The organism is Effusibacillus sp. SKA8 (genome assembly GCF_058273125.1).
The window spans coordinates 23,252-38,432 of the sequence record NZ_JBZCSF010000013.1 but is presented as its reverse complement, the minus strand read 5'-3'; the positions used below and the strand labels follow the sequence as shown (position 1 = coordinate 38,432).

The 15,181-nt window shown below is 55.5% G+C and carries 12 protein-coding genes; all 12 read right to left on the bottom strand.

Annotated elements, in window-relative coordinates; genetic code table 11:
- Positions 1-87 precede the first annotated feature (87 nt).
- Entirely contained in the window at positions 88-1,701 is a 1,614-nt protein-coding gene (locus AC4ED1_RS11410; RefSeq protein WP_490938664.1) for an L-lactate permease, read from the bottom strand.
- 113 nt (positions 1,702-1,814) lie between these two features.
- Positions 1,815-2,945, bottom strand: a complete 1,131-nt coding sequence (locus tag AC4ED1_RS11405; RefSeq protein WP_490938662.1) for a glycerate kinase — start codon at positions 2,943-2,945, stop codon at positions 1,815-1,817.
- Positions 2,946-3,013: 68 nt separating this feature from the next.
- A complete protein-coding gene (locus tag AC4ED1_RS11400) occupies positions 3,014-4,546 on the bottom strand; it encodes a nicotinate phosphoribosyltransferase (RefSeq protein WP_490938660.1) in 1,533 nt (510 codons plus the stop codon).
- 45 nt (positions 4,547-4,591) lie between these two features.
- Positions 4,592-5,137, bottom strand: a complete 546-nt coding sequence (locus AC4ED1_RS11395; protein ID WP_490938658.1) for a lytic transglycosylase domain-containing protein — start codon at positions 5,135-5,137, stop codon at positions 4,592-4,594.
- Complete coding sequence (gene coaE / locus AC4ED1_RS11390; RefSeq protein WP_490938656.1) at positions 5,134-5,733, bottom strand: dephospho-CoA kinase; 600 nt, start codon at positions 5,731-5,733, stop codon at positions 5,134-5,136. Before coaE ends, AC4ED1_RS11395 begins: the two co-directional genes overlap by 4 nt.
- 11 nt (positions 5,734-5,744) lie before the next feature.
- Complete coding sequence (gene ytaF / locus AC4ED1_RS11385) at positions 5,745-6,398, bottom strand: sporulation membrane protein YtaF (protein ID WP_490938654.1); 654 nt, start codon at positions 6,396-6,398, stop codon at positions 5,745-5,747.
- A gap of 84 nt (positions 6,399-6,482) precedes the next feature.
- Positions 6,483-7,328: a DNA-formamidopyrimidine glycosylase gene (gene mutM, locus AC4ED1_RS11380; protein ID WP_490938652.1), complete on the bottom strand. Its 846-nt coding sequence runs from the start codon at positions 7,326-7,328 to the stop codon at positions 6,483-6,485.
- Between the two features lie 45 nt (positions 7,329-7,373).
- Positions 7,374-10,016, bottom strand: a complete 2,643-nt coding sequence (gene polA, locus AC4ED1_RS11375) for a DNA polymerase I (protein ID WP_490938650.1) — start codon at positions 10,014-10,016, stop codon at positions 7,374-7,376.
- Positions 10,017-10,153: 137 nt separating this feature from the next.
- Positions 10,154-10,873 carry a 3'-5' exonuclease gene (locus AC4ED1_RS11370; protein ID WP_490938648.1) on the bottom strand — a complete coding sequence of 240 codons (720 nt, stop codon included), beginning with the start codon at positions 10,871-10,873 and terminating at the stop codon, positions 10,154-10,156.
- Positions 10,870-12,720, bottom strand: coding sequence for a DUF294 nucleotidyltransferase-like domain-containing protein (locus tag AC4ED1_RS11365; RefSeq protein WP_490938646.1), 1,851 nt, complete (start codon positions 12,718-12,720; stop codon positions 10,870-10,872). The genes AC4ED1_RS11370 and AC4ED1_RS11365 overlap by 4 nt, the downstream gene beginning before the upstream one ends.
- Positions 12,721-12,903: 183 nt before the next feature.
- Positions 12,904-13,842, bottom strand: coding sequence for a malate dehydrogenase (gene mdh / locus AC4ED1_RS11360; protein ID WP_490938644.1), 939 nt, complete (start codon positions 13,840-13,842; stop codon positions 12,904-12,906).
- A 14-nt stretch (positions 13,843-13,856) separates the two neighbouring features.
- Positions 13,857-15,152 carry an NADP-dependent isocitrate dehydrogenase gene (icd, locus tag AC4ED1_RS11355; protein WP_490938642.1) on the bottom strand — a complete coding sequence of 432 codons (1,296 nt, stop codon included), beginning with the start codon at positions 15,150-15,152 and terminating at the stop codon, positions 13,857-13,859.
- Between the last annotated feature and the right edge of the window lie 29 nt (positions 15,153-15,181).

Sequence of the window (15,181 nt, the reverse complement as noted above, 5' to 3'; positions counted from 1 at the left end):
GCGCTGCCCGTTTTTTGCAAACCCGCCGGAAACTGCCGCCTCGCCCCGCCATTTGCCGGTGCAACGCCGTATTCCGGCACCGATTTTTTAATGCGGTATCATCCAAGTCAATACATGCGCCTGCAACCAGGAGATGATACTGATCAGCAAGACGAAGACCACGCTGTGCTTCAAGGTAAACCGCAAAATGTTGCCTTCCTGCCCCACCATGCTAGTGGCACCCGCGCCGACGGCGATCGACTGCGGAGAGATCATTTTCGCCGCGCAACCGCCGGTGGAGTTGGAGGCGACGGCAAGGATGTCGCTGATGCCGACTTTTTGCGCAGCCACTTGCTGCAGCTTTCCGAACAGCGCGTTCGTCGAGGTGTCCGAACCGGTCAGGAACACGCCGATATATCCGATAATCGGCGCAAAGAACGGAAACGCGACACCCGTGGAAGCCAGCGCTTCCCCAAGCGTTCTCCCCATTCCGGAACGGCTGCTCAACTCCGCGTAGGCGAGGAAACAGGCGATTGAAACAAGCGGAAGCGCAAGCTGTTTCATGGTTTTTCCGAACGTTTGCAGATACTTGCCAATGGGCATCCCCAGCACCAAAGCGCTGAGCAAAGTCGCAATCAGGATCGCGGTTCCCGACATCAAGAACCAGTTGTAGTCATACACCGCGGCCACCGGTTTTCCGCCGGCAACCACCGCGTTGTGCACCCCCGGCATGTTAAACTTGATCTTCCAGAACGGAGCGGTAAACAGATTCTTAAACTCCGGACGGCCCCAAACAAAGATAACAATCGAAGTGATGATATAAGGCGACCAGGCACGCAGGATCTGGCCTCCGGTGTAATGCCTATCATCTTTCACCGCCACATTGGTGCCTTCAAAACTCCATTTGTCTTTCGGCTTCCAGAAGAGAAGCAGGATGGCCAATGCGACAATCGAAGTCATGGCGGCAATCAAGTCGGTCTGCTGATAGCTCATATAGTTCGAAGCCAAAAATTGGGCACCCGCAAACGAGACACCTGCGACCGCCAGAGCGGGCAGCACGCCTTTCACCGCTTTCCAGCCGCCCATGATCATTACGACCCACAGCGGAATGATCAACGTCAAGAACGGCAACTGACGGCCCGCCATCGCACCGATCAGTTCCGCTTTGATACCGGTTACGTCCCCGGCCGTGGTAATCGGAATCCCGATGGAGCCGTACGCGACCGGGATCGAGTTGGCGACAAGCGCCAAGCCGGCTGCGTAAAGCGGCGGAAACCCCATACCGATCATCATCGCCGCCGCAATGGCGACCGGCGTACCGAATCCGGCAGCCCCTTCAATGAAAGCACTGAAGCAAAACGCGATCAGGATCGCCTGAATCCGCTGGTCATCCGACACTTTTGCGATGGAATGTTTGATCACTTCAAACTGCCCTGTTTCGACCGTCAAGTTGTACAGGAACACCCCCATCAACACGACATAACCGATGGGAGCAAGGCCTTTCAACGCCCCGAGAATATCCGTGGCTATGGCGATCCCGACAGGCATCCCATAGACGACAATCACGATAAGAGTCGCTAAAACGATGGTGAAGAGTGCGGCAAGATACCCTTTCATTTTTTTGATGGCAAGCGCCCATCCCAGGAAGAAGATCGGGATGGCGGCCACCAGGGCCGATAACCAGAGGTTACCGAGAGGATTGGAGATTTGTGTCCAAGTCATTCATGAACCTCCTATCAGATAAGGTGATATGATCACATGATCATGATAGTATAAATATATCATGAATGAAAGCGTTTGCGTAGAAATTTTTAAAAAAGATTGAACAAAAAATATCAGACGGAACATGTCGCACGAATAATCCTCTCCGTTGCGTTTGTCAAAAGTTCTTCCGCATTCGCCAACGCTTCTTCCAGTGACATCGGACGGTCCACGATTGAAAATACGCTTTGCACCCCATGCCGGTACAGCACCTCGACACCCCGCCCGATCGACCCAACGACCAGAATGACGGGCACTCCCGCTCTCCGCGCCACCTGTGCCACGCCAAACGGCGTTTTCCCCCGCTCCGTTTGAAAATCGCACTGCCCTTCCCCGCTTAAAACAAGAGCCGCTCCCCGTACCTTTTCCTGCAAACGGGTCGCTTCGATCACAATCTCGACACCGCGTTTGAGAGTTGCCGCCAGAAACGTCACCACACCGGCTCCCAAACCGCCGGCGGCCCCGGCTCCCGGCAGATGTTGCACCGAGATCCCCAGTTGTTTTTCAATGACGGAAGCGTAGTGGGCAAGATTTTGGTCCAGCTTGGCCACCATTTCGGGCGTCGCCCCTTTTTGCGGCCCGAATACGTGGCTGGCCCCGTTCGGACCGGTCAAAGGATTGTCAACGTCGCACGCCACGGTAAATGTGCATTCTTTCAATCTCCCATCGAGACCAGACACGTCGATGGTATGCAATCGCCCAAGGCTTCCCCCGCCGGGCGGAAGTTCCTTGCCCTGCGCATCGAGAAACCGCACGCCCAGAGCTTGCGCCATGCCGGCGCCGCCGTCATTGGTGGCGCTCCCGCCAATCCCCAGGATAAACTTGCGGCAGCCGTGGTCCAAAGCTGCCCGAATCAACTCACCGGTACCGTAAGTCGTGGCGGTCAGGGGATTCCGCAAAGCGGGCGGGACCAGGCATAGCCCGGACGCCTCCGCCATTTCAAGGACAGCGGTTTCTCCATCGCCAAGAATTCCGTATCTGGCACGCACCGGTTCCCCCAGCGGATTTGTCACCTCCCGCGAAAAAATTTGCCCGCCCGTAGCGGCCACCAGGCTCTCAACCGTTCCCTCTCCGCCGTCTGCCATCGGGACTTTTATAATCTCCGCAGCGGGGAGTACGCGGCGAATCCCTGCTTCCATCGCGTCGCAAGCTTCCTTCGCCGTGAGACTGCCTTTATAGGAGTCGGGAGCCAACACAATCTTCATGTCCACCCTCTCCTTCACGAACAATTTTACTCCCGCGTGACACAAGTTTGTAAACCGCCATGTGCCCGTCACTTTTCCCGGCAATTTGCCACCTGTTTGACCGCCGCTTCTTTCAGCAGTCTTTGCTTGAGTTCCCAGAGCTTCTCCGACAAATCCACATGGTAAGCGTGCGGATTGATCGGCCGCTTGATCTCGCGCGGCATCGCTGCCAGCTGCCGGTCGGCCCGTTGCCTGATTTGTTCAAGCTCCGGCAGTTCGTATACGATCTCGCCGTTCACCAAAATGGGCACCAGCAGTTCTTCCACTCGATAGTCGCGAATCGTCTTTCGCTTGTAGGTGTGGATCGGGTGAAACAGGGTCAGCGGCTGCGACGGATCCAGTTCTTCATCCGCCAGCAGAATAAGGTCGGCTGTGGCCAATCCGTTTTCCAGGTATAGACGAACAGCTTTCTTGTAGCCCGGATTCGTGATTTTTTCCGGGTTTTCGGAGACCTTTATTTTGGGAACCATTTCGCCGTTCTCTTCTTCGGCGACCAGTTTGTACACGCCGCCCAAAGCCGGGCAATCGTCAGCGGTGATCAGGGCGGTTCCGAAACACCACGTATCGATTTTCGCCCCCTGCAAAATCAAATCGCGAACCACATATTCGTTGAGATCGCCGGACGCCAATATTTTTACGTTGGGAAACCCGGCTTCGTCCAGCATGCGGCGCGCTTCCTTTGACAACCACGCCAAATCGCCGGAATCCAAGCGGATTCCCTTCAGTTCATAGCCCTTTTCCCGCAGTTCGCGCCCCACCTGAATCGCATTGGGCACGCCGCTTTTCAGCGTATCGTATGTATCGACGAGAAGCGTTGTGCGGTCCGGATAGGTCGCCGCATAAGCCCGGAACGCTTCCAGTTCGCTGGGGAAACTCTGGATCCAACTGTGGGCCTGCGTTCCCACCACCGGAATCGAAAAATTTTGCCCCGCATACACGTTGCTTGTCCCGACAAACCCGCCGATATAAGCCGCGCGGGAGCCAAATGTCGCCGCATCCGCGTTCTGGGCCCTCCGCAAACCGAATTCCACCGACTCGTGAATGTGCTCGTACAGTTCGCCGCGGGTTGCTTGCACCATCCGGGCCGCTTTTGTCGCAATCAGCGTCTGATGGTTGATAAACGACAGACAAGCCGATTCCACCAGCTGCAGTTCAAAAATGCGGCCTTCAAAGCGCATTAACGGGATGTTCGGAAATACAACGGTCCCTTCCTCGACGGCGTAAACGGTCCCAGTAAAGCGAAACCGCTTAAGTTCGTCGAGGAAATCCTCATCAAACAGCGCCAAAGAGCGCAGATATTCGATATCTTCCGCCTGAAACCGCAAGCCTGTCAAAAACATGACGGCCTGCTCCAATCCCGCCGCGATCGCGAAGCCGTTCCGGCACGGATTCTTGCGGTAAAACAGGTCAAACACGGCACGCTGGTTCATTCGTCCCGATTTATAGTAACCATACATCATGGTCAATTGGTAAAGATCGGTCAACAAAGCGGAACACGTATTGCGGTAGACAGGTTTTTGCCGCAGTTCTTGCAGCCGTTTCGCCGCCGGAGAGACGGTCATTGCTCCTCACCTTCTGATCGTTTTTTCTTTTCATTCTACCCGATTTTATGTATAAATTTCTTTGTAGCGCTCATAGTTGTAAAGAACCCGCTGCACGTAGTGGCGTGTTTCCCCAACAGGGATCCGGTCGAGATGTTCCAGTGTGCCGTCCCATTTGCCTTCTTTCAGCCAGCCGTCGACACGGCTCGGACCCGAATTGTAAGCGGCAAGGGCGGCTACCCGGTTTCCTTGGAACCGTTTCTCCAGATAGGCGACATACCAGCATCCAAGCCGGATATTCGTCTGAGGCTGGGCCAGATCCTCCGGACTGTTGTACGCGAGCCCGCTCTGCTTGGCAATCCACTCGGCCGTTTCCGGCATTAACTGCATAAGTCCGACCGCCCCGGCGCGGGAAACGTTCGTTTCCTTAAACCTGCTCTCCACGCGGACGATCGCGACAACCAGCATCGGATCCACATTGTAAGCGAGCGCGCTTTCTTGGATGATGCCGTAATGATACAGCGGATACATCCACCGTAAAATCGGCTTGGATCCGAGCAGCGTCAGAAAAACGACAAGCAAAACTCCGATCAGCGCATACCTTTTCTTCACGAGAGCGACTTCAACTCCTCCCAGATGCGGGCCACTTGTAAGCGCGTTTCATCCAACGAACCGCGGTTGTCGATCACATAGTCGGCAAACGCCTTTTTCTCTTCGATCGGCATCTGCGCATGAATCCGCTTCAGCGCTTCTTCCTCCGTCATGAAATCCCGTTCGATCAGGCGTCGCAACTGGGTTTGCTGATCGACATAGACGAGGATGACCTTGTCCACTTGTTTGTACAGGCCCGTTTCGATCAGCAGCGGCACATCCTGGATCACGGGCCTTTTCGGATCTTCCCTTAGAAAATCGGCCGTCTGCCGGTTCGCTTCCTCCCGCACGCGGGGGTGGACGATCCGGTTCAGCTTGTCTCTTTCCGCGGCATCGGAAAACACGATACTCGCCAGCTTCGGCCGGTTAATCGTGCGGTCGGGCAACAAAATCCCTTCCCCGAAGTGATCAACCAGATCGCGCCATGCGGGACGATCCGGTTCCACCACGAGCCGTGCGATCCGATCCGCGTCGACAATGGGGGCCCCCAGTTGTCGGAACATGTTTGAAACGGTGCTCTTTCCTGTGGCGATGCCGCCTGTCAGCCCAGCAATCATGTTTTGTCCCCTCAAGAAAACATCTTGGTCAGTCCGATTGCGATCAAAATCAGGCCGGGCGCATAAGCCATCCGGCGGATAAGCGGTTTCTCCGCATATTTATGCCCAATTTTCAATCCCATGCCAATAAAAAGCAAGCTCATCAGCGAGACGGTGGCAGCCGTCAAAACGGCGGGATACCCGATCATGGAAGCCCCAATCCCCGCCCCGAACGCGTCCATCGACAGGGCGAAACCGAGCAGGAGCGCTTCGCCGGCACTGATCGACCCTGAGCAGTCAATGTCGGCAACCGCCGGGGTTTTTAGAATCTGAATCACGAACCCGAGCTTCCTGAACTCCAGTTTGAAGACCCGGGCCGCACTTTCCTCCGCTGCCGGAAGGGGGGCGTACGCATCGTCTTTTTGCGTGAAGATCTGACAGATTGCCCAGGTTCCGATCAGAATCAAAATACCGGCCCCGATCACCTTTGCGCCGGCCGGGGACAGGAAGCGGACAAGCAATCCCCCGAGCCACATCGACAACAGAATCATCATCGCGGAAAGAAGGGTGACTACCAAGAGCGACCACCAGGGAAAACGGATTCCCCGCAGTCCGTACGTGATGCCGACCCCGAATCCGTCAAGACTGACCGCAAACGCCAGAACAAACAGCGACAGGAATTCCACAAGTCTTGCCCTCCCCGTTCAACTCATATGGCAGTGTATGAGGAAGGGCAATGTCCTGTGCACCCGGACTTGTGCACCCGGAGTTTATTTCTTTCCCGTCCGCCGTTTCGGCTGACAGGCGGGGCAGAAATGGGTGCCCCGCCCGCCGACGCGGATCTTCTCGATCCCGGTGCCACAGTTCGGACAAGGCGTTTTTGCTTTGCCGTAGACTTTCAGCCGGAATTGAAACCCGCCCGGCTGGCCGGCGCCGTTGACATACGATTTTATGGAGGAGCCGCCCAGTTCCACCGCCTTCGACAAAACGTCCACAATCGCGCGGTGCAGCCGTTCGCATTCCTCGCGGGTCAGGCTTTGGCCAATGCGCTCCGGGTGGATCCCCGCTTGAAACAACGCTTCGTCCGCGTAAATGTTGCCGATGCCCGCCACAAGATCCTGATCGAGCAAAAGCGCCTTGATTTTTCCCGTGCGTTTTTTCAACCGCTCCTTGAGAATTTGCGGCGTAAAACCGGCTTCAAGCGGCTCCGGGCCGATTTTGCGAAGACCCCGGACGGCGGACAAGTCCCCGCGCAAAAGCAGGTCGAAGGTGCCGAACTGCCGCACGTCTTTGTAGCGGAGCTCGGTGCCGTCCGTAAAATGAAAGATCACATGGGTATGCTTTTCCACGGGGTCTTCCGGATGATACAATCCGTATCGTCCTTCCATCCGCAGATGGGAGACCAATGTGTAAGGACCTGTTTCAAACAACAGGAATTTGCCTCGTCGGCCGACCTGTTGGATCGTCTGTCCGCATAGCATCCGTTTGAACCGCTCCGCATCATCGGGGGTTCGAATCAAGCGGGGCAGGTTGACGGTCACGTCCCGAATCTTTTTTCCGGCGACAAGCGTTTCCAGACTCCGTCTGACTGTTTCAACCTCGGGCAATTCCGGCACACCTGCACACCCCTTTTTGTCAACGGAACATTCCAATGGTGCCGTTTATTTGGCGTCATACCAGGTGTCCCCGTATTTGACGTCGACTTTCAGCGGCACGTCCAATTGAACCGCGGTTTCCATAATGCCGGGCACAAGGGATTGCATCGTTTCCAATTCGTCCTCCGGGACCTCAAATACCAATTCGTCGTGCACCTGCAGGAGCATCCGGCTTCTCAGCCCCCGCTTTTTCAACTCGCCGGCAACCCGGTTCATCGCGAGCTTGATGATATCCGCCGCCGACCCTTGCACGGTGGTGTTTTGCGCGGCCCGCTCCGCAAAACTCCGGACATTGTAGTTTGACGCGTGCAAATCCGGCAAATACCGCCGCCGGTTCAACAATGTAGTCACGTACCCGTCTTTGCGTGCCTGGACTACGACGTCCTCCATGTACTTTTTAACGCCGGGGAACTTGGCGAAATAATTTTCGATGAACTCGGCCGCCTGCTTGCGGGGGATGTTCAGGTTTTGCGACAGGCCGTAATCGGAGATGCCGTATACGATTCCGAAGTTCACCGCTTTCGCCGCGCGGCGCATTTCCGGCGTCACTTTGTCAATCGGCACTTCGAACACGTCGCTTGCCGTCCGCGTATGAATGTCCATATCCTGCACGAAAGCGTCGATCAGCGACCGGTCGCCCGAAATGTGGGCCAGAATCCGTAATTCGATCTGGGAGTAGTCGGCAGCCAGGATCTTCCATCCGGCTTCACTCGGCACAAACGCCTGCCGCAACCGGCGGCCTTCCTCCATCCGGATCGGGATGTTTTGCAGATTCGGTTCCGCCGAGGACAAACGTCCCGTCGCGGTAGTCGCCTGGTTAAAACTGGTGTGCACCTTGCCCGTGTCCGGCCGCACAACTTTCAACAATCCTTCCACGTAAGTTGACAGGAGCTTGCCAAGCTGCCGGTATTCTAGGATCTTCCGGACAATCTCGGAGAAGGGAGCCAGTTTTTCCAATACATCGGCCGAAGTGGAGTAACCGGTCTTCGTCTTCTTCTGGGTCGGCAGCCCCATTTTGTCAAACAGGATTTCTCCCAGTTGTTTAGGGGAGTTGATGTTGAATTCCTGTCCGGCCAGTTCGTAAATCTCCTTAGTCAACCGGTCGATGTTCACGCTTAGTTCCTCGCCGATCTCGCGGAGACGCTTGGTGTCGACCTTGACGCCCTGGTATTCCATGTCGGCCAGCACGTAAGCGAGGGGCAATTCCAAATCGGCATACAAAGCGTGGAGTTCCTGTTGCTGCATCTGCCGATCAAGGATCGGTTGAAGATTCGCGAGGGCGGCCGCCACTTCCCCGTAAAAATCGGCCCTCTCCGCAAGGGTCGGTGCGGCCTTTTTCCTGTCCGTTCCGGAAACCGCCGGCATGGACCAGTTCAGTTCCCGGGCGACGATATCCTCCAGTTTCGGCGTCCCGTCCTGGGGATTCAACAAGTAACCGGCCAGCAGCGCGTCAAACGTGCGCCGGTCCAACTCGATTCCGGCGTCGCGCAGCATATAGACCGCAGATTTCACGTCAAAAAACACTTTCAACCTGTCCCCGTTTTGAAAAAAAGGCTTGACCGCGTCCGGCACGACTCCCCCCTGCAACGGAACAAACCAGGCCCGATCCGGCGCGCCAAACGCTAGCCCCGTCAAAGTCGCCTGCTGATAGCTTCCGGTAAATTCGAGGCAAACCCCCACAGTCACCGGCAGGCCGGACAGCACTTTGGCGATGTCGCCGGCCGGGACGATTTCAACCTGCAAAACTGCCGCTTTCCGGGGAGCTGCGGATTCGCCTCCGTCAGCAGGCAGTTTGTTCAGCAAAGATCTGAATTCATACTGTTTGAACGTTTCCCGGACACGGGCCGTGTCGAACCCGCCGTATGCAAGCCGGTCCAGCGTAACATCCACCGGGGCCTCGCGGGAAATCGCCGCCAATTTTTTGGAAAGCAGCGCGCTTTCGCGGTATTCCGCCACTTTCTCCTGCAGTTTTTTGCCGGGGATCTTGTCCACATTGGCAAGAACGGCTTCCACCGACCCGAATTCGTGCAGCAGCTTCAGCGCGGTTTTCTCTCCCACGCCGGGAATGCCGGGAATATTGTCGGACGAATCGCCCATCAGCCCTTTCAGGTCAATGATCTGATGCGGGGAAAGCCCGTATCGCTCCCGCACTTTTGCGACATCATAGTACTCGGTTTCGGTAATCCCTTTGCGGGTCAAAATCGCGTGTACGCGATCGGACACCAGTTGCAGCAAGTCCTTGTCGCCCGACACGACGAGGGTTTCATACCCTTCCTGTTCGGCGCGGCGCGATAAGGTTCCGATGATGTCGTCCGCTTCATAACCCTCGATCTCGATATGGGCGATGCCAAACGCATCCAAAACTGCGCGGACGATCGGGAACTGCTCCGACAACTCGCCCGGGGTTTTCTCCCGCGTTCCTTTATACGCGCCGTAAAATTCATGACGGAATGTCGTTTTTCCTTTATCGAACGCAACCGCCACGTGGGTCGGGCGTTCGTCCTGCAGAAGCCGCAGCAGCATCATGGTGAAGCCGTAAGCGGCATTGGTATGCCTGCCGCTTGCCGTCGACAATAGCGGCAGGGCGAAAAACGCGCGGTATGTGATACTGTTCCCGTCAATCAGGATCAGTTTTCTTGTGTCGCTCAATCCTGTCCACTCCGATCGTGCAGTTTGTTCTATTGTACCATAAAAACGCCCCTGTACGCGGAGCGCAACTTCCGCAATAACCGGAGATCCCCCACACAGGACACCTGTTGACAGACTGACGGGAGCGAAAAATACGTTTATTTCAGCGATTTAATATACAGAAAAAGACTATACAAGGTCCGCACACCGCGGTGTTCCAATTCATCCAAAAACCGGCTCCAGATTTCGGCCGTAAGGATTGCGTCCGCCAGCGATTGATGGCGGTTCGCCCACTCGATTTGGTAGTGGTCCGCCAATCGTTCCAGCGAATAATCCTTCCAAAGCGGAAACAAATGGTAGGCCACCGACATCATGTCGATGACGTGATGCCGCAGCGTGACCTTGCAATACCGGCGCAGCTTGAGATTGATAAAATTCAGGTCAAAGTCAGCCGGATGCGCCACCAGAATCCCCGTCCCGGCAAATTCCAAAAACTCCGGCAAAATCCGGATCAAGCTGGGAGACCGCTCGGCTTGCTGCTGCGTGATCGATGTCAGTTCCGTAACCGTCTTCGGAATTTCGCGGTAGGGGTTCACCAAACGGTCGAACACAGGGCTTTCCAGCCGCTTTCCGCCTTCCACAACCACCGCGGACAAAGATATGATTTCATCCCCGGCATACGGATGAAATCCGGTTGTCTCCGTGTCAAAAACAATATACCGCATGTCGCGAAGAGGCTGGTCGGCTACAGGCCTTTTTTCGTGGGACTGGACCAGTGCCCGCAGCGCCGCAAGCAGTTCAGGGGTTACGTCCGGCGGGAATTGGGCCGGAACGGATGCAAATTTCATTCGCACATGTTCGATCGCCTTGCGTATCATAATGCCAACCCTTCCGCACGAAATGAGTGGATCAACAGATTCTGCAAATCCTTGGTTGCCTGGAACACCCGCTTCAGTCGCGTGCGTTCATGTTTGTTCAAATTACCCATATCGACAGTACGGATGCCTTGCACCCGGTATCGCATAATCTCCTCATACACCTCTTGATACGTTTCAAATTCGTCCCGGCTGAACACACCTTGCTCAGTCAACGCCTGCAGCCGCTCCAACGAGTTGATCTGCGACAAACCATGTTTGAGCGCAAGGATGCGCAGCGCATTTACAAAATGAACACTTAAGCGCGTCTTGATCTCAATTTCGCCGCGGTCAAACCAGCCAAGATGAACTTGGGATTGCACGTCGTCAAGCACCAACTGGTGAAGAAACGCGGGGACGTTTTGGGTCAGATACAAGACGCGCAGCCGCAATTCATGCGCCAGTTCGAATGTGCCGTAGACCGGACGGAAATCCAAAAAAATCGTCAGGTTGCGAACACCTTGCCCGTCAGGTTCCAAGATCCAGTCTGACACTTCGCTTCTCCATTCGGAAATCGATTTTCGCCAGACGGGGTTCTTCGCCATCACGCCGCCCGGACAATAGGGAAAGCCGAAGCGTGCCAAAGCGTCGTTTGTTTTTTCCGCAAGCCGTTCAAAGTAACCCTCGACGGCCTCTTTTTTCTCTGCGGCCGGATCGCGGTAGATCAGCGCGTTGTCTTGATCGGTCCGGCGCGGCTGTTCTTTTCGGCCACCGCTGCCCATCGTCACCCAGCAATAGGGCACCGGAGGAGGCCCCCATCCTTCTTCCGCCAATTCTTTCTCGACAAGATGGATGATTTTGCGTGTGATGCGATCGTCGTAATCCGCCACCACGCGGCAAATCTCGGAAGGCCGTAAGCCTTCCTCCTGCATCCGGTCGACTAAAGTTTCCACACGGTCTGCAATCGCATACAAATCCTCAAGCCGGACAGCGTGTTCGATCCGCTCTGTCAAAGCCAACGCATGATGGCTCCTGGCATCAAGCAAGTCTTTTATGGTCAGAATCCCGGCCAGTCCCGCTTTTCCCATAACCGGAAGATGGCTGATCCGATGATTCATCATCAGCAGCAACGCCTCATAATAAAAGGCTTCCTGCGATACGGTGATCGGCGGTTTCGTCAGGAGCGAACCGATCGCAGTTGATGCCGGGTCCAATCCGACGGCGAGTATCCGGGTTACAAGATCCTTATCCGTGATAATCCCCTGCAGTTCACCGTTCTCATCGCACACCACCAACGATCCGATATTGCGCTCCCGCATGATCCGGGCCGCTTCCAGTACCGTCGTTCCGCTTTGGCAGGCGGCCACGTCAACGGTCATCATCTCCCCCACTTTGAGACGGATCGGATACTGGTCTATCCCTTTTGCGGCATACGACGATTCAGCCGCAAATTCCCGATACAACTGATACAACCGGTCAGCGAGCAGCCGGCTGGATGCCCAAAGCGCACCAGCGCGAGCCTGCAGCAGCGGCTTGACGACCGCATGCGGCACAGCGACGGCTTCCCCGTCTTCCGCGGCGATAAAATGGAGAGGCGCGGACGATGTCGCCAGCAAGCCCGCCAATCCGAAGAGATCCCCCGGCCCGTGATAGTGTAACGTGATTTCCTCGTCCGCCCTATTGTGAATCACAACCCGGACATGCCCCCGCAAAATCACGTACAGAGCGTCAAGCGGAACCTCTCCGCCCGCCACCCGTTCATGCTCGCGAAACGGGCGCAATTCGGCCGATTGTTCGAGAACCGCCAGTTCGTTCCCGCCGAATTCCGCGAAAAGATCGATTTTTTCCAGTTGTTCGCGTATGGTTGCCATCATGGCTCCTCCCTTGCCCGATACTGCACCTATGCCCATGATAACAGAAATTTAAAATTTAAGGAAAGTTCCTGATCATCCAAAAATTCAAACTGCGGAAAAGGAACCCCACCCTCCAACAAAAAACAGCCTTCCGCCTGGTCAAATACCAAGCGGAAAGCTGTTGCGCCCATGGCTCAGCGATTAGCCAACCACATTCATCACATTGCGGACAGAGTCAGCCGATTTGTCGAGAGCGGCTTTTTCTTCCGCGGTAAGTTCCAGTTCGTAAACTTTTTCGATACCGTTGCCGCCAAGCAGGGTCGGTACGCCCATATACAGATTCTCGTATCCGTATTCCCCTTCCAGCAGGGCGATCGCCGGCAAGATACGCTTCTTGTCTTTCAGAATCGCCTCCGCCATTTGCGCAAGGGAAGCGGCCGGAGCGTAATAAGCGCTGCCCGTTCCGAGCAGGTTCACGATTTCGCCGCCGCCTTTGCGGGTCCGTTCGATAATCGCGTCGAGCCGATCCTTCGGAATCAGTTTTTCAAGCGGGATGCCGCCTGCGAATGAGTACCGGATGAGCGGAACCATATCGTCGCCGTGTCCGCCGAGAACGAATCCGGTCACGTCTTCAACCGACACGTTCAGTTCTTGTGCCACAAAGGTACGGAAACGTGCCGTATCGAGCACACCGGACTGGCCAATCACACGGTTTTTCGGGAAGCCAGACACTTTGTGCGCGACGTAGGTCATCGCGTCCACCGGGTTGGACAGAACGATGATAAAGCAGTTCGGCGAGTATTTGACGACTTGTTCCGTTACGGATTTGACGATGCCCGCGTTGGTGGTCACGAGGTCGTCGCGGCTCATGCCCGGCTTGCGGGCAACACCGGCTGTGATGATAACCAGATCGGAATCCTTGGTGTCTTCGTAATTGCTGGTGCCGATGATGTTGGCATCCACGCCGAGAACCGGCGTCGCTTCCAACATGTCAAGCGCTTTCCCCTTGGTCGGGTTTTCGAGTTGCGGAATATCGAGCAGCACTACATCTCCCAGCTCTTTCTGAGCGAGGAACAAAGCGGTGGTTGCTCCGGTAAAACCGGCGCCAATTACGGAAATTTTTTTGCGTTTGATCGTCATTCTGGTCTCCCCCATTACAGATTGTTGATTAAAGCGGTTCCGAATTCGGAACATTTCACTTCTTTCGCGCCATCCATCAAACGAGCGAAATCGTAGGTCACGATTTTCTGACCGATGGTTTTTTCCATCGAGCGGATGATCATATCGGCCGCTTCCTGCCATCCGAGATGCTCCAGCATCATCACGCCGGACAACAGAACGGAACCCGGGTTCACTTTGTCTTGTCCCGCATATTTTGGCGCGGTGCCGTGCGTTGCCTCAAATACGGCATGTCCGGTCACATAGTTGATGTTCGCGCCGGGTGCGATCCCTATGCCGCCGACTTGGGCCGCCAAAGCGTCGGAAATGTAATCGCCGTTCAGATTGAGCGTCGCGATTACGTCGTATTCCGCCGGGCGAGTGAGGATCTGCTGCAGGAACGCGTCCGCGATGCTGTCTTTCACGATGATTTTGCCGGCAGCTTCCGCTTCCGCCTGCGCCTTGTTGGCCGCTTCGGAGCCTTGTTGTTCCTTGAGGCGGTCATACTGGGCCCACGTGAACACCTTATCGCCGAATTCGCGCTCGGCCAGTTCGTAACCCCAATTTTTGAACGCGCCTTCGGTAAACTTCATGATATTGCCCTTATGTACCAAGGTCACGCTCTTCCGGTTATGACGCAGCGCATATTCGATTGCGGCACGCACAAGCCGCTCCGTACCGTCCTTTGAAACCGGCTTGATACCGATACCGGAAGTTTCGGGGAAACGGATTTTCTTCACGCCCAATTCGTTTTGTAGGAAGTTGATGAGTTTCTTCACTTCCGGAGTGCCTTCCTGATACTCGATACCGGCGTAGATGTCTTCGGAGTTCTCGCGGAAGATAACCATGTCAACCAGTTCCGGATGTTTGACAGGCGAAGGAACACCGTTGAAATAACGAACCGGACGCAGGCAAACATACAGATCCAGTTCCTGACGCAACGCCACGTTCAGCGAACGAATCCCGCCGCCAACCGGAGTCGTCAGAGGACCTTTGATGCTGACGATGTACTCTTTGAGAGCGCTTAACGTGTCGTTCGGAAGCCACTCGTTGAACTTGTTGAACGCCTTCTCGCCGGCATAGACTTCGTACCAGGCAATTTTTCTTTCACCTTTGTAAGCCTTTTCAACCGCCGCATCCAACACACGGGAGGCAGCCGCCCAGATATCCGGTCCGGTACCGTCCCCCTCGATAAACGGAATGATCGGGTTGTTGGGAACAATCAGTTTCCCGTTGTCAACTCTAATTTTCTCCCCTTCAGTGGGCATAGCAAACTTCTCGAACAATGCCATGAAACGTTCCCCCTCATTTCCATAATAAC

Coding starts and splice junctions, on each gene's coding strand:
- AC4ED1_RS11410 (WP_490938664.1), bottom strand. CDS start 1,701: ATGACTTGGACACAAATCTCCAATCCTCTCGGTAACCTCTGGTTATCG.
- AC4ED1_RS11405 (WP_490938662.1), bottom strand. CDS start 2,945: ATGAAGATTGTGTTGGCTCCCGACTCCTATAAAGGCAGTCTCACGGCG.
- AC4ED1_RS11400 (WP_490938660.1), bottom strand. CDS start 4,546: ATGACCGTCTCTCCGGCGGCGAAACGGCTGCAAGAACTGCGGCAAAAA.
- coaE (WP_490938656.1), bottom strand. CDS start 5,733: ATGATTGCTGGGCTGACAGGCGGCATCGCCACAGGAAAGAGCACCGTT.
- AC4ED1_RS11370 (WP_490938648.1), bottom strand. CDS start 10,873: ATGATACGCAAGGCGATCGAACATGTGCGAATGAAATTTGCATCCGTT.
- AC4ED1_RS11365 (WP_490938646.1), bottom strand. CDS start 12,720: ATGGCAACCATACGCGAACAACTGGAAAAAATCGATCTTTTCGCGGAA.
- mdh (WP_490938644.1), bottom strand. CDS start 13,842: ATGACGATCAAACGCAAAAAAATTTCCGTAATTGGCGCCGGTTTTACC.
- icd (WP_490938642.1), bottom strand. CDS start 15,152: ATGGCATTGTTCGAGAAGTTTGCTATGCCCACTGAAGGGGAGAAAATT.